The 23768-nt window shown below is 34.0% G+C and carries 22 protein-coding genes and 4 tRNA genes; 7 read left to right on the forward strand and 19 right to left on the reverse strand.

All coding sequences use genetic code 11. The annotated features are described in order from the left end of the window. Positions 1-8 precede the first annotated feature (8 nt). From secE to J2W95_RS02675, 11 genes are all read right to left on the reverse strand, one after another. On the reverse strand, positions 9-206 hold the full coding sequence (gene secE, locus J2W95_RS02625) for a preprotein translocase subunit SecE (RefSeq protein WP_077370842.1): 198 nt from the start codon (positions 204-206) through the stop codon (positions 9-11). 18 nt (positions 207-224) lie between these two features. After that, positions 225-295 (reverse strand) — tRNA-Trp (locus J2W95_RS02630). 56 nt (positions 296-351) lie between these two features. Beyond that, on the reverse strand, positions 352-1539 hold the full coding sequence (gene tuf, locus J2W95_RS02635) for an elongation factor Tu (protein WP_310003662.1): 1188 nt from the start codon (positions 1537-1539) through the stop codon (positions 352-354). 54 nt (positions 1540-1593) lie between these two features. Beyond that, positions 1594-1665, reverse strand: a tRNA-Thr gene (locus tag J2W95_RS02640). Between the two features lie 66 nt (positions 1666-1731). Further along, a tRNA-Tyr gene (locus J2W95_RS02645) sits at positions 1732-1812 on the reverse strand. Positions 1813-1842: 30 nt separating this feature from the next. Continuing rightward, positions 1843-1916: transfer RNA gene (locus tag J2W95_RS02650), tRNA-Thr, on the reverse strand. Positions 1917-2007: 91 nt separating this feature from the next. Further along, positions 2008-2310 (reverse strand): ribosome hibernation-promoting factor, HPF/YfiA family, encoded by a 303-nt coding sequence (gene hpf, locus J2W95_RS02655; protein ID WP_310003664.1) that lies wholly within the window; start codon positions 2308-2310, stop codon positions 2008-2010. A gap of 33 nt (positions 2311-2343) precedes the next feature. After that, positions 2344-3243, reverse strand: coding sequence for a tyrosine-type recombinase/integrase (locus J2W95_RS02660; RefSeq protein ID WP_310003666.1), 900 nt, complete (start codon positions 3241-3243; stop codon positions 2344-2346). A gap of 70 nt (positions 3244-3313) precedes the next feature. Beyond that, on the reverse strand, positions 3314-3511 hold the full coding sequence (gene rpsU, locus J2W95_RS02665; RefSeq protein WP_024982054.1) for a 30S ribosomal protein S21: 198 nt from the start codon (positions 3509-3511) through the stop codon (positions 3314-3316). 194 nt (positions 3512-3705) lie between these two features. After that, positions 3706-4845 carry an acyl-CoA dehydrogenase family protein gene (locus tag J2W95_RS02670; protein ID WP_310004260.1) on the reverse strand — a complete coding sequence of 380 codons (1140 nt, stop codon included), beginning with the start codon at positions 4843-4845 and terminating at the stop codon, positions 3706-3708. A 17-nt stretch (positions 4846-4862) separates the two neighbouring features. Then, positions 4863-5747 carry a ComEA family DNA-binding protein gene (locus J2W95_RS02675; RefSeq protein ID WP_310003670.1) on the reverse strand — a complete coding sequence of 295 codons (885 nt, stop codon included), beginning with the start codon at positions 5745-5747 and terminating at the stop codon, positions 4863-4865. 256 nt (positions 5748-6003) lie between these two features. Between J2W95_RS02675 and J2W95_RS02680 the strand changes: the two genes are divergently transcribed. After that, a complete protein-coding gene (locus J2W95_RS02680; RefSeq protein WP_310003672.1) occupies positions 6004-7455 on the forward strand; it encodes an amino acid permease in 1452 nt (483 codons plus the stop codon). Positions 7456-7530: 75 nt separating this feature from the next. Here J2W95_RS02680 and J2W95_RS02685 read toward each other — a convergent pair whose 3' ends face one another. The 5 genes from J2W95_RS02685 to J2W95_RS02705 form a co-directional block, all read right to left on the reverse strand. Continuing rightward, on the reverse strand, positions 7531-7758 hold the full coding sequence (locus J2W95_RS02685) for a PspC domain-containing protein (RefSeq protein ID WP_310003675.1): 228 nt from the start codon (positions 7756-7758) through the stop codon (positions 7531-7533). Between the two features lie 92 nt (positions 7759-7850). Then, positions 7851-9122, reverse strand: coding sequence for a DUF2851 family protein (locus J2W95_RS02690; RefSeq protein ID WP_310003677.1), 1272 nt, complete (start codon positions 9120-9122; stop codon positions 7851-7853). A 107-nt stretch (positions 9123-9229) separates the two neighbouring features. Then, positions 9230-9712 (reverse strand): 3'-5' exonuclease, encoded by a 483-nt coding sequence (locus tag J2W95_RS02695; protein ID WP_310004262.1) that lies wholly within the window; start codon positions 9710-9712, stop codon positions 9230-9232. Between the two features lie 70 nt (positions 9713-9782). After that, positions 9783-11144, reverse strand: a complete 1362-nt coding sequence (locus tag J2W95_RS02700) for a pyridoxal-phosphate dependent enzyme (RefSeq protein ID WP_310003680.1) — start codon at positions 11142-11144, stop codon at positions 9783-9785. 117 nt (positions 11145-11261) lie between these two features. After that, the gene (locus tag J2W95_RS02705; protein ID WP_310003682.1) at positions 11262-13217 is read right to left on the reverse strand and encodes a putative porin; all 1956 of its coding nucleotides are present in this window, start codon (positions 13215-13217) and stop codon (positions 11262-11264) included. A gap of 428 nt (positions 13218-13645) precedes the next feature. Here J2W95_RS02705 and J2W95_RS02710 point away from each other — a divergent pair, with 428 nt between their 5' ends. Continuing rightward, positions 13646-14305: a ribonuclease HII gene (locus tag J2W95_RS02710; protein WP_310003684.1), complete on the forward strand. Its 660-nt coding sequence runs from the start codon at positions 13646-13648 to the stop codon at positions 14303-14305. A gap of 18 nt (positions 14306-14323) precedes the next feature. Here J2W95_RS02710 and lipB read toward each other — a convergent pair whose 3' ends face one another. Further along, positions 14324-15025: a lipoyl(octanoyl) transferase LipB gene (gene lipB, locus J2W95_RS02715; protein WP_310003686.1), complete on the reverse strand. Its 702-nt coding sequence runs from the start codon at positions 15023-15025 to the stop codon at positions 14324-14326. Positions 15026-15364: 339 nt separating this feature from the next. Between lipB and J2W95_RS02720 the strand changes: the two genes are divergently transcribed. Next, on the forward strand, positions 15365-16597 hold the full coding sequence (locus tag J2W95_RS02720) for a hypothetical protein (protein ID WP_310003688.1): 1233 nt from the start codon (positions 15365-15367) through the stop codon (positions 16595-16597). Between the two features lie 14 nt (positions 16598-16611). Then, complete coding sequence (locus J2W95_RS02725) at positions 16612-17622, forward strand: hypothetical protein (protein ID WP_310003690.1); 1011 nt, start codon at positions 16612-16614, stop codon at positions 17620-17622. An 88-nt stretch (positions 17623-17710) separates the two neighbouring features. On the opposite strand, the gene J2W95_RS02730 is transcribed toward J2W95_RS02725, so the two are convergent. Next, entirely contained in the window at positions 17711-18451 is a 741-nt protein-coding gene (locus J2W95_RS02730) for a hypothetical protein (protein WP_310003692.1), read from the reverse strand. 322 nt (positions 18452-18773) lie between these two features. Here J2W95_RS02730 and lysS point away from each other — a divergent pair, with 322 nt between their 5' ends. The 3 genes from lysS (at position 18774) to J2W95_RS02745 (ending at position 21799) form a co-directional block, all read left to right on the forward strand. Continuing rightward, a complete protein-coding gene (gene lysS, locus J2W95_RS02735) occupies positions 18774-20471 on the forward strand; it encodes a lysine--tRNA ligase (protein ID WP_310003696.1) in 1698 nt (565 codons plus the stop codon). Positions 20472-20655: 184 nt separating this feature from the next. Next, entirely contained in the window at positions 20656-21204 is a 549-nt protein-coding gene (locus tag J2W95_RS02740; RefSeq protein WP_310003699.1) for a hypothetical protein, read from the forward strand. Next, positions 21197-21799: a hypothetical protein gene (locus J2W95_RS02745; protein ID WP_310003701.1), complete on the forward strand. Its 603-nt coding sequence runs from the start codon at positions 21197-21199 to the stop codon at positions 21797-21799. Before J2W95_RS02740 ends, J2W95_RS02745 begins: the two co-directional genes overlap by 8 nt. 173 nt (positions 21800-21972) lie before the next feature. On the opposite strand, the gene J2W95_RS02750 is transcribed toward J2W95_RS02745, so the two are convergent. Next, the gene (locus tag J2W95_RS02750) at positions 21973-23760 is read right to left on the reverse strand and encodes a DUF885 domain-containing protein (RefSeq protein ID WP_310003704.1); all 1788 of its coding nucleotides are present in this window, start codon (positions 23758-23760) and stop codon (positions 21973-21975) included. Positions 23761-23768 lie beyond the last annotated feature (8 nt).

Below are 23768 nucleotides of genomic sequence, written 5' to 3' on the forward strand. Positions count from 1 at the left end.
AGAAAAAATTATGCTTTTATCCAGGTGAAAAATTTCTCTAATAGATTTGCAAATACCTCATCTACTCCCCATGTTGCTAAAGCGAATACCACTGAAAATACAGCAACAACAATCGTAAGACGTTGTACTTCAGCCCAAGCTGGCCAAGTTACATTTGATTTTAATTCTTCAAATGATTCTGATATGTAATTAACAACTTTTGTCATAGTGATTAGTTTATTTTGCACGGGCGGAGGGATTCGAACCCCCATCAACGGTTTTGGAGACCGCTATTCTACCCTTGAACTACGCCCGTAGTTAATAAAAACCAGCGTCGTCAAAACGACACTGGTTTTGGTATTTATTATAGTATTAAGCTACAATTTCAGTTACCTGACCTGCACCTACAGTTCTACCACCTTCACGGATAGCAAAACGTAAACCAACGCTCATTGCGATTGGGCTTAACAAAGTAACATTGATTGTTAAGTTGTCACCTGGCATTACCATCTCTACACCTTCTGGCAAAGTAATAACTCCTGTTACGTCAGTTGTACGTACGTAGAACTGTGGACGGTAGTTATTATGGAATGGAGTGTGACGTCCACCTTCTTCTTTTTTCAAGATATAAACCTCAGCTTTGAAAGTAGCGTGTGGTTTTACTGATCCTGGCTTAATGATAACCATTCCTCTTTTGATAGATTCTTTATCAATACCTCTTAACAATAAACCTACGTTATCTCCAGCTTCACCTCTATCAAGGATTTTACGGAACATCTCAACTCCTGTAATAGTAGAAGTTAATTTTTCAGCTCCCATACCAATGATTTCAACAGCATCTCCTGTATTAGCAATACCAGTTTCGATACGACCTGTAGCAACAGTTCCACGACCTGTAATTGTAAATACATCTTCAACTGGCATCAAGAATGGTTTTTCAGTATCACGAATTGGCTCTTCGATCCAAGCATCAACAGCTTCCATCAATTCAAGAATTTTTGGTACCCATGCAGCATCATTATTCAATCCACCTAAAGCAGAACCTTGAATAACTGGACAGTTGTCACCATCATATTCGTAGAAAGACAACAAGTCTCTAATTTCCATTTCAACTAATTCCAATAACTCAGCATCATCAACCATATCCACTTTGTTCATGAAAACTACCATTCTAGGAATACCTACTTGGCGACCTAAAAGGATGTGCTCACGTGTTTGTGGCATTGGTCCGTCAGTTGCAGCTACAACAAGGATAGCACCGTCCATTTGAGCAGCACCAGTAACCATGTTTTTTACGTAATCCGCGTGACCAGGACAGTCAACGTGTGCATAGTGACGGTTAGCCGTTTCATACTCTACGTGTGATGTATTAATTGTAATACCTCTTTCTTTTTCTTCAGGAGCATTATCAATTTGATCAAATGATTTTGCTTGACAGTAACCAGCATCAGATAACACTTTTGTGATTGCTGCTGTTAAAGTAGTTTTACCGTGATCTACGTGTCCGATCGTACCAATATTTAAGTGTGGTTTCGAACGGTTAAAGGTTTCTTTTGCCATTTTACTTAATTTTTAATCTAGTTTATATATTTATTTCAATTTCCTACTTACTTGAGCCAACTACGGGAATTGAACCCGTGACCTCTTCCTTACCAAGGAAGCACTCTACCTCTGAGCTAAGTCGGCAGTTTTTTTGACTACAGATCGCAGACTTTAAAAATCTGCTAACTAAAATCTGCCATCTAGCTTTAGTGGGGAGAGCAGGATTCGAACCTGCGAAGTTCACACAGCAGATTTACAGTCTGCCCTCGTTGGCCGCTTGAGTATCTCCCCAACTTTTTATATCAAAACTTTCGCCTTTTGAGCCGGCGGAGGGACTCGAACCCACGACCTGCTGATTACAAATCAGCTGCTCTAGCCAACTGAGCTACGCTGGCAATATCAATAAAAAAAGTCCGCTATTTCTAACGGACTGCAAATGTAGAGATTTTATCTTTTAATCAAAACATTTTTTGAAAAAAAATTTAATTAAATATGTGTTCTTAACTTTTCTTTACGTTTTACCAGTAATCGCTCTAAAGATTCGGCCGATTGTTCCACTGCTTCCTCAAAGGACTTGCACTGCTTTTTAACCAAAAAATCATCTCCAGGAACATTAATCTTTATTTCGACGATTTTATTTTCCTTCTCACTTGTCTTTTCCACCTTCAAAAAAACATCCGAAGAAACAACCCTGTCATAATACTTTTCCAATTTATCCATTCTCTCTTGAACGAAATCAACCAGCTTTTTGTCAACAGTAAAGTTAACTGCATGAACATTTACCTTCATAATCAATCTATTTAATGGTTAAACATTTCAGAATTATTTTTTATTCCTAGGATGCGCCTCATGATACACCTTTTTGAGTTCAGACAAACTACTATGGGTATAAATTTGCGTAGAAGCCAAACTAGAATGTCCTAATAACTCTTTAACTGAATTCAAATCAGCTCCGTTATTTAATAAGTGAGTCGCAAACGTATGTCTTAATATATGAGGACTTTTTTTTACCTTCTCGGAGACACTACTAAAGTATGAATTTATTAAACGATACACAAAAGAATCACTCAATTTTAACCCTTTTTTTGTTAGAAATAAATAATCCTCATCCACTATTGCTTCCAATAAGGAACGCTCCTTAATATACAACAACAACTGCTGAACTACTATAGGCAAAACCGGAAGAATACGCTCTTTATTTCTTTTCCCCAACACCTTTAAAGTACTCCCAACTATATTAACATTAGAATATTTCAAATGAATAAGTTCTGTCCTCCGTATACCTGAAGTATAAAACAACTCTACTATAAGCTTATCTCTTATTTCCTGAAACCCTTCAGAATGTAAATTTTGAGACAACACCTCAGTAAGTTCTTTTTCGGAAAAGGGAATTTGAAGTTTTTTTTCTGTTTTTAAAGCCTTATGCTTCAACAACGGATTAATCTGGATTTGTTTTATTTTTAAGAGAAACCTATAAAAAGCTTTTAAGGAAGCTATCTTTCTATTTACAGTACCATTTGAAACACCATCTTCAACAAGAGAAATAATCCAACTTCTAATCTGACTATAATTAACCTGCTCAATTGAATCTTGTTCAAAACACCCCTTATTAAATGACTCAAAATAAGCAACATCATTTAAGTAAGCATTTATGGTATGTGGGGAATATTTTTTTTCTAATTGCAGATAATCTCTAAATGCATCTTTATTATTTGTAGCCATAAAAAAACCGTTAGCATCAAAGTTAAGAAACTTTAATTACTAACGGTAATTTTATTTTAATAGAATTCGACTAGATATTCTCTAAACCATCTTTCATGTTTTGAATATAAGCTGCTTTTTGAAACTTCATTCTATTGATAACTGATGGCTTAATAAAAGCAGTACGTGCTCTTAGTTGTCTTACAGTTCCAGTTTTATCGAATTTTCTTTTGTAGCGCTTAAGTGCTCTATCGATATTTTCTCCGTCTTTAATTGGTATAATTAACATAATTTTATCACCCCCTTTCGTTAAGTGCGCAAAAGTAAACATTATTTTGAATTTTGAGCGCTTTATTTTTATTTTTTTTTAGTTTATTTCACAACAACAACCAAGTTTGATTCAAACCAAAAATACTCTTGGTCACATGTGAAGAGCAAAAGCTAGCTATCAAAGTAAAGGCGAACGACTTGCCACCATACTATTTATTTCAATAAATTTCTAGAAATTACTACTTTTTGAATTTCGGTAGTTCCTTCCCCTATGGTACATAATTTCGAATCTCTATAGAATTTTTCTACTGGATAATCTTTAGTATAACCATAACCTCCGTGTATTTGCACAGCTTCGTTAGCCACTTTTACACAAACCTCTGATGAATACATTTTGGCCATAGCACCTAATGTGGTTACAGGTCGATGTTGCTCTTTAAGGAAAGCCGCTTTGTGCAACAATAATTCTGAAGCTTCAATCTCGGTAGCCATATCAGCTAATTTAAAAGATATTCCTTGAAATTCAGAAATAGGCTGACCAAACTGATGCCTTTCTTGAGAATACTTCAAAGCCGCTTCATAAGCCCCTTTTGCAATCCCTAATGACAAAGCTCCAATTGAAATACGTCCGCCATCAAGAATTTTCATAGCTTGTATGAATCCCTGCCCAACTTCACCTAATCTATTAGCATCCGGAATACGACAATTATCGAAAATCAATTCGGCAGTTTCACTAGCACGCATTCCTAATTTATTTTCTTTTTTACCCGATGTAAATCCAGGCATTCCTTTTTCGAACACAAATGCGGTCATCCCTTTGGAATCCCCCTTGTCACCAGTACGAACAATTACCACTGCAATATCTCCAGAAATAGCATGCGTAATGAAGTTTTTAGCTCCATTTACCACCCAAAAATCTCCATCACGAACAGCAGTTGTATTCATTCCCCCTGCATCAGATCCTGTATTGTGTTCCGTCAAACCCCAAGCACCAATATGTTCGGCGGTGGCTAATTTTGGAATCCATCTTTTCTTTTGCTCTTCATTTCCAAAAGTCAAAATATGATTAGTACATAAAGAATTGTGAGCTGCAACTGACAATCCTATAGAAGGATCAACTTTTGAAATTTCCTCCACAATCGTGATATATTCATGATATCCTAATCCTGAGCCTCCTAATTCAGTTGGAACCAAAACCCCCATAAATCCCATTTCTCCCAGCTTTTTGAAAAGCGGAATTGGAAAGATTTGAGCTTCATCCCACTCCATTATATAAGGTCTTATATTTTTTTCGGCAAAATCTTTTATAGATTGAGCTATTAAAGATTGCGTTTCGTTGTAATCAAAATTCATCATAAATGTCTTTTATATTAAAAGTCCAAATATAAGGCAATAAAATTTGATTTTTCAACAGGAAAGCCGTTAATTTTTATCAAATCCTCAATATTTTCAAAATCACCATTCATACTTCTATATTTTACAATTTGTCTTGCTAAGTCATATTTGAAATAAAAAAACTGAGAAAGCTCCTTTATTGAAGCATTATTGATATCAATTTTATTCAAATTTGAAAGTTTTCCAATCTGAAAATGGGTATTTAAATTCAGAATTACTTCAGGAGACAATCCCCAAACATCTTTAAGCTGTTCCATGGAAACAAATCCACCTAATTTTTCTTTTTGAGTTAAAATCCGAAGCGAAATCACCTCTCCTATCCCATTTATTTTAATCAAATCTTCTTTCGTTGCTTGATTAATATCGATTAAAGCTATTTTTTCTTTTTTAGAGAAAGCCGAATTCTGATCATATTTATAATCCTTAAATTCTTTTTTACGATTTACCCAATCTGGAAACTTAAAGAATGGTGCAATCATATTCAACAACGAATCTGAAACTTTTGTTACAACTTGAAATTCTTTGGCAGAATTTACAAATTTATTTTGTTTTCTAAAATCTAGAAGCCGGTCAATTTCCTGAACAGACATCCCGATTTTGTAGCCTTTGTAATCAGAAATAAAATTGGGATTAAAAGGGTACATTTTAGGTTTATCATCCCAATCATTCATTTTAGCAACATCAACTTCCGATTGTAGAGAAAGCCATTTTTGTTTGTCTGGATATTCTTTTTCAATTGCATTAAAATCAAGAAAGAAAAATACTGACTGAAGGATTATTATAATTCCAAACAAGAAAACAATACCCGTTCGCTGTTCACGAGAAAATTTAAAACAATCTTTAATCTGTTTGAGAGTCATAGGTGAAATTACATGCTTTTGAGCAAAATATTTGAATTCTAAAAATATAAAAATTATTTGATACCAAAAATTTTTTATAAGAAAAATATTAATTTAAATTATTATTTAAATTACTCAGAATACATTCCTTGCATTTTTTTTCAAAATAAAAAAACCAAATTCATAATTAATTTGTTAGTTAAATGAAATTATAGTTTTTATTTTTTATAAAAAACAATACATTTGGCACTTAATAACAATTAACCAATATTATAGTATGTCAATTTGGAAAACTAAACCACTTTCGGTATTGCTTGATGAAGCATCCGAATCTGAAAAAGGATTAAAAAGAACCTTATCTTCAAGATCACTTGTTGCACTGGGAGTTGGCGCCATTATTGGAGCCGGATTATTCTCATTAACAGGTATTGCAGCGGCAGAACATGCTGGGCCGGCAGTTACTTTATCATTTATTTTAGCAGCCGTTGGATGTGCCTTTGCAGGACTTTGTTATGCAGAATTTGCTTCAATGATTCCTGTTGCAGGTAGTGCTTACACTTATTCGTATGCTACTATGGGTGAATTTATGGCTTGGATTATTGGTTGGGATTTAGTTTTAGAATACGCATTAGGGGCCGCAACAGTCGGTGTGAGCTGGTCGCGTTATTTACTAGAGTTATTAAATAAATACGGTATACATCTCCCACATGATTATATATGTTCGCCTTGGGAAACATTAAAACTTAGTGATGGTACAATAATAGAGGGTGGAATTGTAAACTTGCCAGCGATCTTCATTGTATCGATGTTATCTTTATTATTAATTAGAGGAACAAAAGAATCAGCATCATTAAATAATTTCTTAGTTGTTGTAAAAGTAGCCGTAGTTATTGTTTTCATCGTTTTAGGATGGAGTTTTATTGACACTGCAAACTATACTCCTTATATTCCTGAAAACACTGGTGTTTTTGGAGAATTCGGATGGACAGGAATTGCTGCAGGTGCAGGAACAGTATTTTTTGCTTTTATTGGTTTTGACGCTGTATCTACAGCGGCTCAAGAAGCAAAAAACCCTCAAAAAGGAATGCCAATTGGTATTTTAGGTTCATTAGTAATTTGTACTATATTGTATGTATTATTTGCTCACGTAATGACAGGTCTAGTAAACTATTCAGAATTTGCTGGTGATGCAAAACCTGCTGCAACTGCTTTTGCAAAAACAGGATATGACTTTTTACAAACTGGTTTAATCGTAGCCATTTTAGCTGGTTATACTTCAGTAATGTTAGTAATGCTTATGGGACAAAGCCGTGTATTTTATACAATGAGTAAAGATGGTTTATTACCTCCTTTTTTCAGCTCTATCCACCCTAAATTCCGTACACCTTGGAAAACAAATCTTTTCTTTTTACTTTTCGTAAGCATATTTGCGGGTCTTGTACCTGTAAGTGATTTAGGTCATATGGTAAGTATTGGAACTTTATTAGCTTTCGTATTAGTATGTATTGGTGTTATGGTTATGCGTAAAAAAATGCCAGATGCTCCAAGATCATTCAAAACTCCATTAGTTCCGTTTGTTCCTATTGCTGGAATCGTAATTTGTTTAGCATTAATGTATTCATTACCAAACGAAAGCTGGGTTAGACTTGTAGTTTGGATGGCATTAGGAGTTGCAATCTACTTCATATATGGAAAGAAAAACAGTAAATTGAACAATCCAGAAAAATAATTTTTTTTTCTGGGAATAAAAAAAGGGATTTTAAAGTGTTTAAGCTTTAAAATCCCTTTTTTGTTATATTATTTTCTACAAATCGAAGACTGAAGTCCTTTTTGCTCTTATTAAATCTTTTAGCTTAATCCAGAAAGCTAATGTTAAATAAGCTCCGAATCCCAAACCCACCGTTACAAAAGAAATATAGATAAAGAACAAACGAACACTTGTAACACGCATCCCTAATTTGTCAGCCAAACGGGAAGACACATGGAAACCGTATTTTTCTAAAAAGAATTTCAATCGCATTATTCCTCGCATAGTTTTTGTCATTTATGAGTTAGGACAAATTTACATAAACTTTTAATACAATCAATTAATGTAAAGAAGTTCAAAACAATTGCTTTCTTCGATTAATTATTCTTCAGCAACTCCATTCCGATAGCGCAATCCAAACATTTGTTTTTATTACAATATTCATTTTTGAGTTGTAATAAGGATTGAGTTTCAAATGCATTTTTAGCTTTTAATCCAAAAGAACTAAATTTATCTATAATTGAATTCTTTTCAGACTCAACATCATTTAAAATAGCGATTAAAGCTTCAGAGATTTCCTTTCCCTGACTTTTGGCAAATGCAAATTGAAGTGGAATAACCGTATTCAAAATAATCAAATCCATAAACGATTTGGTCAATGCTTTCTTTTTCTTCGGACTTTCTTTGTCAAATTGATAATGCGTTTCCCAATAGGAAGCTACTGAAACACTAAAAACCTCATAAATAGCTTCAACAGAATTCAAGTCGTTTATTTTCGAAAATAGATTTTGATGTTTGTTGTACAAATTGGCTAATTGCGAAAGCCTAATCGTGGGGAAATTATCCGGACGATGTTTGAAAAACTGAACGGATTCAATACACCCCTTCTCCATTTGGTATTTATGAAGCAGATAAAAAAACCTGAATTTTAAATCTTTGAAATATCTATCTTCTTTATCTGCATCCAACAGTCCAGCAAAGCCAAATAATAATGCTTCCAAATTTTCTTCTTCAAAACATTCTTTCCGAATCACAGAAAAAGGAATAGACTGAGCGATTTTCAGAAATATTCCTCCATTCGTATTCAGACCAAAGTTCTTCGCCAAAAGACAAAACAAAACTGCTTCCCAATCATTATTAGTTGACTCCAACAAATCCAAAATAGGCTTTGATTTTCTTTCTAAACGTTCAAAAAATAAACGCTCCTGCCAATTTATCAGTACAAAATTAGGAATCTCTTTAAGTTGCTTTTCGCAAAAAATCCAAGATTTAGGAGAGAGCAACTTTTGATAATTGCTTAGGATATCAGTACTGACATAGTTTTTGAGTTCGAGTACTGGAATTTTGGTGTTATTACTTCTGAAAATTTCGGAATCATGTTCCCAAACTACATGCAAAATTACATTTTCATAACCCGCATCTTTCTCATGATGATGCACATACCAATCGGAAGATTTGACATGAATTTCGACATTACCGGCCCATTTTTGATTGCCAATAGTAATTTGGGCATTAAAAAAATCTGGTCCAGCTAATTCTAAATATTGCCCCACATTACTGATCGTAATTTCCTCTTGATTACAAGTTTTAAGATTTAAAGCATCGAATTTCTTGAACTTCCAAAGATAGTGGAGAAAATCTTCTTTCATAATTCAGATTTCTTAGATTATTAGACATTTAGACTAAAGTAATAAAAAAAATCAACAACTTAACTTACAAAACAAAAAAGAAAGATATTTCTACTATATTAAAAAAATTATCTCAATAAATACAATTTGGCGCACGCACGAGCATCTGATAAAGCTTCGTGATGATTTAGTTGGATTTTCATGGCTCTACAACAATCACTTAAAGTTGTAGGTTTTAAACCCTTGGATTTATATATTTTCACGGTACATTCCCAACGAGAACCAATATTCAAATCTTCGTAGTTCAACCCATAAAGTGCCATTGATTTGGACAAAACATTACGGTCGAAGCTTTCGTTATGAGCCACCACGACTCTGTTTTCAAGTCTTTTCCGAATTTCGGGAAATACTTCCACAAACGTTTTGGCGTTTACAGTGTCTCTTGGATATATCCCGTGAACCCGAATAGTGAAAGGATTATATTCATTATTAGGTGGCTTGATTAAAGTCACAAACTCATCTACAATAACACCGTTTTCAACGGTAACGATACCTACCGAACACGGATGATAAGCAGTTGCAGTTTCAAAATCTATAGCAGTGAAAGTCATGTGGAATTTAGATTGCAGATTATAGATTGCAGATTTCATGATTAATATAAAATCTGCAATCCTTATAAAGTTATTTCATCAATCTAATAATATCAGACTTCGTAATGATTTGATGATTTCCATTTTCAAGATCCACCAAAACGGCATCATTATCTTTAGAGAAAAATCTGGATACTTCTTCGATAGAAGTACTTAATTTCACAATAGGAAAGGGTTTCCCCATTACTTCTTTGATAGGTTTATCTATTACATTTTTATCGACCATATAACTTCTAAACAAATCGGTTTCGTCAACAGAACCAACAAATCCAGTGATATCAACTACAGGGATTTGTGAAATATCGTGCTTACGCATACGGTCTATTGCATGCGAAACCAATTCCTCTGTACGAACCACAACCAATTGTTTATCCACATGATCTTTGACAACATCTTCGGCTTTAGCGAAGTCTTCCTCAAGAAATCCTCTTTCACGCATCCAGTCGTCATTGAACATTTTACCCACATAACGACTTCCAGAATCATGAAACAACACTACAACCACATCTTCCGGTTTGAAGTGTTCTTTAAGTTGCAACAATCCTTTTATGGCCGCTCCTGCTGAATTCCCAACGAATATTCCTTCTTCTAGAGCAATTTTTCGAGTATATACAGCAGCATCTTTATCGGTTACTTTAGTGAATCCATCAATTAGAGAGAAGTCCACATTCTTTGGTAAAATATCTTCCCCAATACCTTCTGTGATATAGGAATAAATTTCATTTTCGTCAAAAATTCCTGTTTCATGATATTTCTTGAACACAGAACCATAGGTATCAATTCCCCAAATTTTGATGTTTGGGTTTTTCTCTTTTAAGTATTTCCCAACTCCAGAAATCGTTCCTCCTGTACCTACTCCAACTACAAAATGAGTAATCTTCCCTTCTGTTTGTTTCCAAATTTCTGGACCCGTTTGTTCGTAATGCGCCAGTGAATTAGATAAATTATCATATTGGTTCACATACCAAGAGTTGGGTGTTTCTTCGGCCAATCTTTTGGAAACCGAATAGTATGAACGTGGATCTGTTGGTTCCACGTCAGTAGGGCAAACCACTACTTTGGCTCCAACTGCACGAAGAATATCCATTTTTTCTTTGGATTGTTTGTCGGATATCACACAGATCAATTTGTATCCTTTGATGATTGCAACTAATGCAAGTCCCATCCCAGTATTTCCAGAAGTTCCTTCGATTATAGTCCCACCTGGTTGCAAACGTCCGTCAGCTTCGGCATCTTCAATCATTTTTACAGCCATACGGTCTTTAACCGAATTACCAGGATTGAATGTCTCAACTTTGGCCAAAACCAAAGCATCTACTTCTGCTGTTACTTTATTGAGTTTCACTAATGGAGTATTCCCAATAGTTCCTAATATATTCTCTGAATATTCCATTTTGTGTTTTTTTGGGGGTTATTTTTAAACCACACTATTCCTATATAGTTTATTATAAAAGCGAAATTAGTTATTTTTTCAGTTTTAAACTTAAATTTTAAATGACTAATTTCTAAATTAATTGAAGAAGTTCCAAACTATTCCAAAACGAATCAAGAAATCACGATACGGATAATCTGGTGCTGAAAGATAATTGTTTTTTGAAAACAACGAATTGAAATGTTCTGCTTTTAAATAAAATCGAGTGCGTTGAATTTTTGCATTTATAAAGAAATCTACAAGTGGAAAATTCCCAATTTCTACTTTGTCTTGAACAAAAAACTCACCAATCAATGGGTTGTAGCTATTACTGTAGTAACTAGTGAAATAATTCAGTTCAAATCCTGTTTGGATAAAAAGTCTTTTTGAAAACATATAATCCGAAAAATACAATGTGTTTCGGGTTACAAATTCAGGAACATTCAAAATAAGATCTGATTGATCCACTTTTTGGAATAACAAAGTATTATCCAATGCAAATTTACCCACCACAAACTCTTTTGCAATCTTAAGCGATGCATAATTAATCGCTTTACCATATTGAGCTGGAGCCACAATTTGAGTTCCTGCAGCACTTTCAGCATCTGTTGAAATATCAGCAAAATGCAAATAGTCATTAATCGAATTTAACTGCACAGACAACGAAACCCACTTAGTATCGGCATTAACACTGATCGAGTTTATTTTTTCATTTACAAAATCATTCGACCAATTGTACTTTCTATAACTACTTTGGTACAAATTATAATTATTGTTAGGCAGTTTATTCATGTTTTGATATCGGAAAGAGATTTGATTCTCATCATTAATATCATACACCGCCGAAGCATCAAGGTTGGATAAATTTTGATCCGTTATTGATTTTGAATATAAAAACTTCCCATTCCATTTGCCCTTGCGATAATTATATTGTCCTCCTATGGTGTTTATAGCTTGACTTAACAAATTAGGAACAGTTTCCGAATCTAAATACAAAATATTATTGTAGAAATAATTGGAATGCAAGTCATCTATAAAAAAAGTAAAAGCCCCTAAAGTCATATTCTCATAAACCAATCCCGCTTTGTTGTACATTTTATTATAAGAAGTTCTGTCGTTGATCCCACTGGTAACAAAAGATTCTCCATAACGATCCACTATTTCTCCTCCAACGGAAGAAGGCACCGTTTCTTGCGTATAATTAAAATAAGTATCCTCGTAATTGAATTGTTCCGTAACGTATAAATTATTGTCACCTTTTTTTGGATTTATTCTAAAAGTTTGATCCACAAAAAAACGCTTTCCTTTTAACACAGACATCGCATCTTCAAAATAAACGCCCAAACGATCTCTATTATCAAACTCAGGATCATCACTTTCAAATTCACTTACATTGCTAATTCCTCCATTTTCTTCGTTCTGAATCTTCTGACCAACATAATGTGCATTGACAACATAACGTCCATCTTTGGTATTATAACTAGTGGTAAATCTAAAATTACTCGTTTTGGATTCCTGATTAATGTATCTACCTTCCGAACGCAACCCTTTGTAGGCAATAGAAAAATTCAGTCTTGGAGACGTATTTACGGTAAAATAAACATCAGTCGATTGACCTCGCTGTATTGTAGTTTTAAAATACAACTCTGATACTGGAGTGGCAACATTGGCATATCTTATTTCCTCTGCCTTGCTATAATTAAATTGTTTTGCAGTAAATCCAAATCCAGGATAAGGTGAAAACCCATTAAGTCCATATTGTAGTGTATTATAAGTTTGGCCAATGTTAGTAAAACTCAAAAGACCAAAGTTATCTTTTCTTAAATAATTATGGCCATATGCCTTTCGGATAGACTGCGTTGTATCAATATAAGTTGTATCCTTATTCAACGAAATAATCTGATACATATCAATAGTTGCCTCTGGCGCTTTTTTCTTCTTTATGGAATCCGAAGAATTGTATTTAGTATTATAATCAATTTCTTTAGCACTATTTACTTGAGAAAATAGGAGAATTGGAAAAGCTAAAAAAAGTAACGAAAAGTAAATTCTCATTTGAAAAGGTTATAATTAGGCAATTATTTTACTGATATACCGAGCAAAGGTAAAGGATAAAAACTTATAAATAAAAAAACACCTCAATTTATAGAACAAACAACAAAACATAATTTAGTTACAAACCACAACATATCTATTCCACATAACTTGGGCGAGCCACCAGTAGAAAAAGGGGCAAACTCACAGTACAGTTCATACGCCCCTTTTTCTATTGCTGTCGGGCTATACACGCTACTTCGGTAGCTTGCTGCAAACGAAGTTCACTGAACTCCTATGAAAATAAATATATAGTGAAGTAATCCCTCTCGCGCTCGCAACAACCTTAAAGCAATTTCAACATCTTTTATTTTCCACGAAATCAATTTACCACACAAAAAGAAAATCAAGAAAAAATCACAATATTTGCCATACGAAAAGATTTCAATATGCTTCTTAATAATTTCTCCACTTTCCAGCTCGAAACCGGCACCGACGAAGCCGGACGAGGTTGTCTTGCCGGCCCAGTTACTGCAGCAGCAGTGATTTTACCATTTGATTTTAAAAATACTATCCTAAATGATAGCAAGCAATTATCCGAAAAAGCAAGAGAAAAACTAAGACCTATTATCGAACAGGAAGCCATTACATTTGCCGTAACCCATTTACATCCCAATGAAATTGACGAAATAAATATTCTAAATGCTTCGATGAAAGGAATGCAGGAATGCGTCTTGAAATTAACACAAACTCCCGAATTTATTATTGTTGATGGTAATAGAGCATTGAACGCCAAATTGGGTTTGAAGAACAGTCATGGAAAAAAATTCTCCAAAGCCGAAATAGAATTATTGAAATCAATTCCGAATCAAAGTATTATAAAAGGAGATTCAAAATATTTAAGCATTGCTGCCGCATCGATATTAGCAAAAACATATCGTGATGAATATATGGACAAAATTCATGAAGAATTCCCCATGTACAATTGGAAGAAAAACAAAGGCTATCCCACCCAAGAACACCGTGATGCCATCCGAAAATACGGTACCACAAAATACCACAGAATGAGTTTCAGGTTATTGCCAGAGCAGTTGAAATTGGATATTTAGATTTTTAGAAGCATCCAATTATCGAACAATCGAGCATTCAAACAAATTAGAGAAATGCTTTAAGATTTTTTCTTTCACTTCTTGTTCATCCACTTTGTCGACACCAAGTTCTACCTGCAATGAAGTAACCGCTTTGCCACGGATTCCGCAAGGAATGATGTTGTCAAAATACCCCAAGTCAGCATTGACATTTAGTGCAAAACCATGCATGGTTACCCAACGGGAAGCACGAACTCCAAGAGCGCAAATTTTTCGGGCGAAAGGTGTTCCTACTCCAAGCCAAACTCCAGTTTCTCCATCACTTCGGCCACATTCCAAGCCGTATTCTTGTAAAGTCAGAATAATAGCTTCCTCCAGAAAACGCAAGTATTTATGAATATCCGAAAAGAAATTTTCTAAATCCAAAATAGGATAACCCACAATTTGTCCTGGCCCGTGATAGGTAATATCACCACCGCGATTGATTTTATAGAAAGTGGCTCCTTTAGCTTCCAACTGTTTTTCGGATAAAAGCAAATTACTCAAATCACCGCTTTTACCTAAAGTATAAACGTGAGGGTGTTCTACAAACAGAAAATAATTGGGCGTTTCAACAGAAGTTTCCTCTCTCCTATTTTGAATCTTCAAATCCACAATTCCCTTGAATAATTCCTCTTGGTATTTCCAAGTTTCTTGGTAATCTTTATTTCCTAATTCCTGAAAGATAATTTTCTTATTCATATATAGAATTTATTCTTTTTTATTGGCTACATCCATTCTTCATTCTTCATCAAGATTTGTCGTTTTGAATCATCCCAATTCCATTTTTCCAATTTTAATGGCAAAGTTACAAAGTAAAAAGGGTTAAAATTTCTGATATGAAAAATAATTCAGATCAAAAGGCGTTAAGACTTTACTACTAACAATCTTAAACTTTTAAATACTTATATTCAAAAAAACTACCCTCCTCTAGAATTAATTCTAGCCAAACTCTCAAAAAGAAATAAGTATATTCGCATTTTAAAATCTAAAAACAATTCCCCCTAAAATTTCAAACAACCTATTTAAATCCTACTTATAATGACTCCAAACATTAAAAGACGGTTCTTTTCCAACCTACTGTTAGCTACTTTTATCATTCTTACAAGCTGTGAAAACGAAACCCAAACCATAGACTACGAACCCAATTATGCATCAAGTCTTGATGCAACAAATTTACCCTCAGGAAATCGACCGATGACCATGTTTGAAGATGCTGAAAGCCCTTCAAAAATGTATAACAAAAATGATCGTTGGTTTCGGGTAAATCAACCGTTACAAATAATCCAAAAAGGAAAAGATTCAGTTCAAATATCTCTTTATTCGCCAGTTGGACTTACTGATGTAAAAATCTATGCTAAATTAGGTAACTATGACAAACGATTTGTACTCTATCATTTTACAAAAATCCCTGCGTTTCATCGTTCCACTCATCAAATTCCGTTAGTAGCCGGGAAAAATGATTATTTACTGGAAACAGGCAATACGGTTACAATTGATAAAATTGATGGCTTCTCTACTGGAGCAATCGAATTTTCGATAGAATCAACCGATCCTTTATTTTCAAAATTTAAAAAAATAAAATCTTCGCAGTTAGTTCAATTTAACGATGGGTATCATTTGAATGAACCTAATAAGTTTTTACCAATGAACCCCGTTTTGGCCAAAGAGGCAATTACAATGATCATAAATTATTCCTATGCTCTGAGCCATCCTATGTATTACGATACTTTTATACATTTTGACAGATACAAACAAGAACAAGCCACTCTAGCCGGAACTCCAGTAAGCGGAGCAACTGATTGGCATGGAAATACTGCTGACTCCAACGGAGTTTATGATTATTTTTCGAAATCCGAAATTGAGCAACAATATTTGAAATATGTTGACAACAGAACACTCTGGATGGCAATGGTAACTGGAGCTTCTGCATTGGGAGGCGGGAATTTAGCCTCGCAATGGGAATCCGATTATATTACAGGACACTGGAAAGGTGAAATGTCTGTTTGGTCACACGAATATTCACATCACACCGGCTACAATCATGACAGCAATTTAGCCAATAGCGGAGAAGGCGGCGGTCAACAAGGAATGCTTACCGATTTCTATAAATACCTAATATATCTAAACGATCTCCCTTTTACCGATCCTGAAATATTAAAAGGATGGACAAAAACCAGTTACCTCTCAAAAATTTACTCAAAACCAGTTTTTAAAATTGATCCAAAAAACCCTTTCTTATTAAAATATAAAGGAGAAGGAAAATGGAACTAACAAAATATACCTACATGAAAAAAATCACTTTTTTTATACTGTTTCTATGTGTTTTTACAAATTGCAGTAAAGATTCTTATGAGACAGTCGAGCCAACAAATTATGACTATTACTATCCATCAGATGAAGCAATTATAACAGCCAAGCAAATTGGGGACGGAACCGGAACACTAGATCCCAGAGGAATAGCAATTGCAAATGATAAATTATACATCTGCAATGGTGATGTTCTGGAGGTTTTTAATGCTAAAACTTTGGCTTACATAAAAACAATTAAAGATTATACCAAAGGAACCACCACGATTCCATTAACCAGACTTTCATCAGTATGCATTGACAATGGACGTATATATCTAGGAAGCGTTGATTCTAGAATTTTTGTAATCGATGAGATCACCAACTTAGGAATAAATACTGTAGGGAATGGCAAATGGTGGGATACTTTTGTTCATGTCTTTGCGGTTGTAGTAAAAGACGGACTCGTATTTGTCAAAGAAAAAGAAACGACTATTAAAATTTTTGAGACATCTCAAATCACCGAAACTAGCAATTGGAATTTGGCTCCCATTGCCAAATTAAATACGTTAAAAGGTTTTGACGAAATCTATTCGATGGATGTAGCTTCCGGGAATTTAGTTATTGCAGGAAGAGATGCAAAAGGTTATTTATATTACAACATTGCAGACATCCGAAAAAACGCCACAAGCTCGCTGACTACCCCAATAACCCCAACAACAACGCCTTTTACAAACACAAAACCTATTGCTATAACTTTTAGCACTGATTGGGCTGTTACCGCAGAAAACGACGGAAGCTTAAATTCTCTCCGTATATATCCTAAAGAAGAGTTTATCAACAAAACCTACAATGCAAGAATAAATGCTTCAGATATTATGGGTGCAAATCCTTTTGGAAGTATTGTCAGCGTTGTACAACTGGAGGATCGTGTTTTTTTGGTGGATAACACAAACCAAAAAATTAGAATTATTAAACTTAATAAAGCAACAATCGCTGAACAAAAATAAAACTGAAAATAATAGCTAGACTCGTCTGTGCCTAATTCGATCAATAAAAATACCTAACAAGTTATTGAAACCTGTTAGGTGTTTTTTTTTAATCGACTTCCTCAGGTTCTAAAACCACTTCCAAGTTTGTGCTCAATGGATTTTGCAGACAATCGGTTAATAGAAATTGTATTGACAGTGATTTACGGTCATCACTTATTTTTGCTAGTGGATTGGAAACTGATTGAATTTTTCGAGGAAAATTATAATTCAAAACGTAATTCTGAACTAGTTTATACCCTTTGTATTTTGCTTTTATTTCTTCAATTTTATCAAATTCCTTTTTTAGATGCAATGTATCAATAATCGCTACGGTCCTATTGAAACGATTTCCGGCGTAATTGTAGCTTACTTTATAATAATGTTCTTCGGCACTTAAGGCATAATTATTTTTTATATCGTCTAGATAATGATCGGTTTTTGAAAGATCAACAATATCGGATGCTTTTTGAAAATTCTGGGTATAAGTAGTTCGGAATTCCTTATCGTAGGAACTGGCTTTCCTATGAACTTTCACATCTGAATATCTCAAAAACACTTTTTGGTCAGCAACTGGTGTTCTGGAAAATGTTTCCTGATGTTTCTTGATATAATCTCCAAAGACATAAGTTGTGTCTCTGTAGATATCTTCCTTCGAATAGTTTTCTTTCACAATTTGCATATAACTATTTTCGTCCCTTAGCTTAGCTACTTCAATTGTTCCGCTTCCATCAGTGTTGAGATGAATGGTTTCCGTGACCTGACAGCTTACGTTTAGGAGAATTGAGAGCAGGAAGAAATATCTTTTCATTTTTAAAGGTTTCTAAGTTTTGAAAAACGAAGTTAATTACTTTTCTTACATCTGTTATTGTTGTTTTTAAATAATTAACAGTTATACATCAAAATGCAGCTTTGGTAAAGATCTTATGAAAAACTAAAATTGTAAACTAGCCCCGATTGAAGTGGAAATCCTTTTGTGTCACGCCTTTTCGGCGTGACACAAAAGATTGCAGCGGAAAGCGGGAGAAATGCTCTTGAAAACACGTGAATTTTCTGCTCCAAAAAATCTAAAATCTGCTTTCTGAAATCTGCAATCTATTTGTTATCTTTGCGCACTTAAAAAACAGAACATAATGGCCTTATCAGAACAAGAAATCATCCGAAGAGAAAAACTTCAATCTTTACGCAATTTGGGAATCAATCCTTATCCTGCCAATCTTTTTCCTGTAAATCATACTTCGAAGCAAATAAAGGAGTCTTTTGAAGAAGGTAAAAAGGTGATTGTTGCTGGGCGTTTGATGAGTGTGAGAGATCAAGGAAAAGCTTGTTTTGCTGAATTACAGGATAGCGAAGGGCGTATTCAATTGTACGTGAATCGTGATGTTTTGTGTGAAGGTGATGATAAAACTTTATACAATCAAGTATTCAAGAAATTAACCGATTTGGGAGATTTCATTGGTATTGAAGGGGAATTGTTTACTACCCAAGTTGGTGCGAAATGTATCCGTGTGAGTGGTTTTACTTTTCTGAGTAAAACGTTGCGTCCGTTGCCATTGCCAAAAGTGGATGAAGACGGAAAAGTGCACGATGCTTTCAACGACGCTGAATTGCGTTACAGAATGCGTTATGTGGATTTGACGGTGAACCAAAACGTGAAAGAAACTTTCATCAAACGTACAAAGTTATTCACCGCAATGCGAGGTTATTTTAACGATGCAGGTTATCTTGAAGTTGACACTCCGGTTTTGCAGTCAATTCCTGGTGGTGCTTCGGCAAGACCTTTTATTACACATCATAATTCGCTTGACATTCCGCTTTATATGCGTATTGCAAACGAATTGTATTTAAAAAGATTAATTGTTGGTGGATTTGACGGTGTGTATGAGTTTTCCAGAAACTTCCGTAATGAAGGAATGGACAGAACGCATAATCCTGAATTTACCGCAATGGAAATATATGTAGCCTACAAAGACTACAACTGGATGATGGAATTCGCGGAAGGTTTACTTGAGCATTGTGCAATTGCCGTAAATGGAACTAGCGAAGTTACTTTTGGCGAGCATCAAATCAACTTTAAAGCGCCTTACGCTCGTGTTACAATGACAGATTCTATCAAACATTTTACTGGTTTTGATATTTCCGGAAAAAGTGAAGAAGAGCTTTTTGAAGCTGCAAGAGGAATGGGAATCGACGTTGATAATACAATGGGTAAAGGAAAATTGATTGATGAAATTTTTGGTGCGAAATGCGAAGGAAATTATATTCAGCCAACTTTCATTACAGATTATCCTAAAGAAATGTCTCCTTTGTGTAAAGAACACCGCGATAATCCAGATTTGACTGAGCGTTTTGAATTAATGGTTTGCGGTAAAGAAATCGCAAATGCTTATTCTGAATTGAATGACCCGATTGATCAGCGTGAGCGTTTTGAAGACCAAATGCGTTTGGCTGCAAAAGGTGATGATGAAGCAAACGGAATTATCGATGAAGATTTCTTAAGAGCTTTGGAATACGGTATGCCTCCAACATCTGGAATGGGAATTGGAATGGATCGTTTGATTATGTATTTGACTAACAATGCATCGATTCAGGAAGTTTTATTGTTCCCGCAAATGCGTCCAGAAAAGAAACAGGTTCAACTTGAAGAAGATGAAAAATTAATTGTTACTCTTTTGCAGCTAAATGAAAACCAAATGGAATTTGGTTCATTAAAAATCAAATCGGAATTGAGTGGAAAAAAATGGGACAAAGCGATGAAGAACCTTTCGGCTCTTGGCTTGACTGAGGTTGTTGTTGATGGGGATGTAAAAGCTTGTCGATTGAAAGGGTAATTTTTATTCTAAATATATTTTAAAAAAGGAGCTTCAAAACTGAAGCTCCTTTTTTATATATAATTATTTTATTATCAAGATTATAAAAAATTGGTGTGATTTTTGGTAAACAATAAATTATAAGTAAAACCATATTTTCATAAAGAATCTGCAACAAAAACACACTCTGCATAACTTTTAAATCATGAGAAAACTAATTATAATTTCAGCTCTAGCTTTATCATTTCAAATTCAGGCTCAGATCTATTACCCACCTCCAACTAAATTTACTCAAACCCAAATCGATATGATGTCTGATTCATATCTTAATGGTTTACGAAAAGCCTATCCTGATTATATAATTCAGAGATCTTCATATTACAAAGACAAAAGCAAACATTACACTAGGAGACCAGCAAAGACTGTCAACTGGCAACAAATGTCTGAAGTTGAAATGTACAGAAAGATTACAGAAGAAAACTCTAAGAAAGCTTCTACTAAAAAAGCTACAACAAAGAAAACTCAAACCAAGACAATAAATAAAACATACAAAAGCAAAACCAATCCTACAAAAGAGAAACAAGATAGTATTGCATCTTCTAAAGCTCATGAACGATGGTTAAAAGAACAGTACGAGGAGGAAAAAATAGAACGTCCTACATGGTATTGGGAGCTAACACCTAGCGACAAAAAGAAATTCGATGCTGGGGACTTTGATAACATGGACTACTTCAAAAAACACGATAATGAGTAAACACATAAAAATAGACATCGATACTAGAAAAAATATATTTTGCCCTAAATGTTACACCGATCTTGGTCTTCCTGTTGGTGTAGAAAATTTGCAATTCTTTGAGTGTTACAATTGTGATAAAAAATTTAAAAACCCACATTGTAAAATTAAGAACAAAACTAACAGAGCAACACAATATCCAAAAAAATCAAAACAAACAACAATATTAGATTCTATTATTTCCTATTCACTTATAATAATATTATTTTTAGCTATGACAGGATGCACTATATGGTTTCTCCGATGGTCTGACTCAAATCAATCCAGCAATTCCAAATATAATAGCAATCGATCAGAATCATCAAATACCTATCAGGTTACTCAAGTTACATACGCCGCAACTAGTGAAGAAACCTTTCATAATATGTTTAAATATTTTAGAGTAAACGATCAAGAAGTAATTAATCAATTATTGTATAATGAGGACTTAATAATTCTGCCTGAAGGCACCAAATTATATTTATTAGGAGGCAATGGTATCACTTATGCCATCGTTAGAGAAAAAGGCTCTACACAAAAACTATGGGTTGTTCCACAACATATATCAAAAAATTAAATTATAAAATAAAAAAGAAACAAAACGACGACGAATCTTTCGGCTCTTGGCTTGACTGAGGTTGTTGTTGATGGGGATGTAAAAGCTTGTCGATTGAAAGGGTAATTTTTATTCTAAATATATTTTAAAAAAGGAGCTTCAATATGAAGCTCCTTTTTTTATACTATAACAAACTATTTTTTAGAAATTTCAATCCAATTATTTATTTTTCCTTCTAATAAATACAATGGAATACAACCTGTAGATAAAACTTGGTTATGAAATTGCTTGATTTCAAATTTATTTCCCAATTCTTTTGTTGCTTTTGCTCGAAGTTCTAAAATTTTTAATTGCCCAATTTTATAGGAAAGCGCTTGTCCTGGATTTGCCATATAACGTTCCACCTCTGAAATAACTCCTTCCTCGCTTTGGGCTTCATTGTCTAATGAATATTGAATAGCTTTTTCTCTTGTCCATCCTTTAGAGTGCAGTCCTGTATCAACAACCAATCGTATGGCACGATGCATCTCCATGCTTAACATTCCAAAATATTGATATGGATTTGTATATAAACCCAATTCTTTACCTAGTGATTCTGTATATAATCCCCAACCTTCGGCATAAGCACTATAAGTCAATGTTTTTCTAAAATCAGGCAGTTCTGGATTTTCTTGTTGCAAGGAACCTTGATAATGATGACCAGGTATGGCTTCGTGCAAAAACAATGCTTCATCGCTTACAGTATTATATGTTTTTACATCAGGAATCGGAACATAAAACACACCTGGTCGCTTCCCGTCAATTGATCCCAAATTATATTCTGCACTCGATGAATTTTCTCTAAAAGCTTCGGTTCGTTTTACCTCAAATTTTGATTTTGGCACAACATCAAATAATTTTTCCAGTTGTGGTTTCATTTTTTCATAAATCGCATAAAAATTGTCAATTACCTGTTGCGGCTTTGTAAAAGGCATTAATTCCTTATTAGTTCTTACATAATTAAAAAATGATTTTAAGTCTCCTTTATAACCAACTTCACTTTTAACTTTTTCCATTTCTGATAGAATTCTGGCAACTTCTTTTAATCCGAGTTGATGAATTTCATCAGCAGTCATAGTGGTGGTGGTATATTTTTTAATTTGATAATCGTAAAATTCCTTTCCATTCGGAATTCCTTCTATACCGCTTGATGTTCTTCCTTTTTTGATATAATCATTCTTTAAAAACAAATACATATCGGCATATGCTGGAATTATTTGATTTTGAATTTGATTTGAATATGCCTCGGTCAATGCTTTTTTATCTTTTTCCGAAAAGGATTCTGGCATTAATTTTATAGGGCTATAAAACAAATTTGATGTTACAGTTCCTTCTGCAATGGCTTCAAATTGCGGAATCATTTTCACAATTAATGATTTAGGCAAAACATATCCTAAAGCCATTCCTTCATTCATTTTTTCTTTAGCTGTTGCTAGCCAAACAAGATATTCATTTACTCTTTGCAACCAGTTTTGGTAATCTTTAACTGTTTTGAATGGCTGTGCTGCTGATCCGCTTGCCAATTGCCCCATTACTAAATTAACAGTCCACATTTGGTCTAATGGTAAATATTCTTGTTTAAAATCATAACCTTTTAAGTTTATTTCGCATTCCCATTTTAAAACTTCTTTACTCATTTTTTCGCTTTCACTTAAATCTGAATCATCATATTCATTTAATTGATTTAAATATTTGGCATAATGAGCCTTTCTTTGATTTATATATTCATTTGATAAGAAATTTGGAAAAGAATTATTATACCTTTCATCTCCTCGATAGGTAGCGTCAATTGGATTTAACTTCAACTCTTCCTCAGAATACGCCGTTAGCATTTTATTGAAGTTTACACTTATTGGACTTTTACTTTCATTTGTTTTATTTGGTTCGTTCTTGCAAGAAACTAAAATTAGAAACAGGGTAAACGTTAGTAGTGTTTTTTTCATATTTTATT

This window comes from Flavobacterium granuli (assembly GCF_031456055.1).
Taxonomy (GTDB): Bacteria; Bacteroidota; Bacteroidia; order Flavobacteriales; family Flavobacteriaceae; genus Flavobacterium; species Flavobacterium granuli_A.